Source organism: Terrabacter sp. GCM10028922, assembly GCF_042666095.1.
In the GTDB taxonomy this organism is placed as follows: domain Bacteria; phylum Actinomycetota; class Actinomycetes; order Actinomycetales; family Dermatophilaceae; genus Terrabacter.
This window is the reverse complement of the sequence record NZ_JBHTFG010000029.1, coordinates 1-1,772: the sequence shown is the minus strand read 5'-3', so window position 1 is coordinate 1,772 and position 1,772 is coordinate 1. Positions and strand designations below refer to the sequence as shown.

Sequence of the window (1,772 nt, the reverse complement as noted above, 5' to 3'; positions counted from 1 at the left end):
TCGCGGAGAACGGGTATGCGGCGCGTCCGGTGTTCCAGGAGCGGATCGAGGCGACGTTCCCGATGCGTGATGGTGGGTGTTGCGCGCGGGTGACCGCGGCGATCGAGGCCCTCGACCGGCGCTGACCGCGCTGACCCCTCGACGGCGCCGACCCCTCGCCAGGCGAGCACGCCCGAGTCCTTGCGTGGGGGCCGGGCCCCGCGCGGCTAGCATGTGCCCCGAAGGTGGGGGCCAGCCCACGCCCGCGACGCTAGGGGACGCGACATGACAGTGCAGCACGTCGGGGGTCGGCAGGGCCGGCCGCTCTTCTCGGTCGTCTCGGCGGTCTACAACGTGTCGCGCTACCTCGAGGAGTTCTTCGCCTCGATCGAGGCGCAGACGTTCGACCTCTCGCGGTTGCAGGTCGTCATGGTCGACGACGGGTCGACGGACGACTCGCGTGCGGTCCTGGAGGCGTGGGCGGCGCGGGCGCGGTGCGAGGTGGTCGTGCTGCACCAGGAGAACGCCGGCCAGGCCGCGGCCCGCAACGCCGGCCTCGAGCACGCCACGGGAGAGTGGCTGACGTTCACCGACCCGGACGACACGGTCAACTCGGATTACTTCTCGGTGGTGGCGCGGTTCATCGAAGAGCACCCGAGCATGACCTACGTCTGCGCGAACATGATCCTGCGGATGGAGGCGACGGGGGCCCTCGCCCGCCACCCCCGGGCTGTGATGTTCGCGCCCGGCGACCGCATGGTCGACCTCGACGTCGAGACCTCCATCATCCCTAACAGCACCACCACCTCGCTCATGCGTCGTGACGTGTTCGGCGACCTGCGCTTCAACCCTCGGCTGCGCCCGAACTTCGAGGACGGTGACCTCGCCGTCCGCTACCTCATGGCCGCTCCCACGCGCCACGTCGGCTTCCTCGCGTCCGCCGAGTACTACTACCGCAAGCGGGCCGACCAGAGCTCGACGCTCCAGACGGGTCTCTCCGCCGTGGGTCGCTACTCGACGGTGCCGCGGGAGGGGTACCTCACGCTGCTCGACGACGCCGAGAGGCAGTTCGGCCGCGTCCCGAAGTGGGTCCAGAACTCGGTCCTCTACGACCTGTCCTGGTACTTCTCCTCCGAGGACGCGATGGCCAACTCCGCGTCGGCGATCGAGGGTGAGCTGGCGGAGACGTTCCGCGAGACCCTGGGCGAGATCGCGCAGCGGCTCTCGCCCGACGTCGTCGACTCGTTCTCGATCCGCAAGCTGCGCCCGCACTGGCGCGACATCCTGCTCCATGGGCTGCAGGGCAAGTCCTGGCACACGTCGTATGCCACGACGGACAAGCACGACAGCAGGAAGGGGCTCGTCCGTCTTCTCTACCGCTACGTCGGTGAGCCCCCCACCGAGGCCCTCGTCGTCGGCGGGCGGCGCGTCGAGCCCACCCATGGCAAGACGCGGCGCATCGACTTCTTCGGTGCCACGATGATGTGGGAGCGAGTGCTGTGGGCGCCCACGACGGGGACGATCGAGCTCGAGGTGAACGGCACACGCCTGGAGCTGGCCGAGGAGTGGGAGCCCCGTCGGGTGCGTTCCCTGACCCCCGGCGGCGTGCGAAAGCGGTTCCGACCGACGCGCCTGCGTCGCCGAGAGGCCGTCGACCGGCTCGTCCCCGACCCGGTGCGCATCCTCGCCTCCCGGGGTCCGGTGCGGCGGGAGTTCGGTGGGGCGTGGGTGTTGATGGATCGGATCCATGATGCGAACGACTCGGGGGAGATTCTGTTCCGGTGGTTGCGTGA

Annotated in this window: 1 protein-coding gene; it reads left to right on the top strand. The window is 69.8% G+C overall.

Annotated features, from left to right (window positions below):
- Nucleotides 1–264 precede the first annotated feature (264 nt).
- Nucleotides 265–1,772 (top strand): glycosyltransferase family 2 protein (locus ACFQU3_RS19625; protein WP_385912883.1); only part of this gene is annotated, 1,508 nt, incomplete at its 3' end.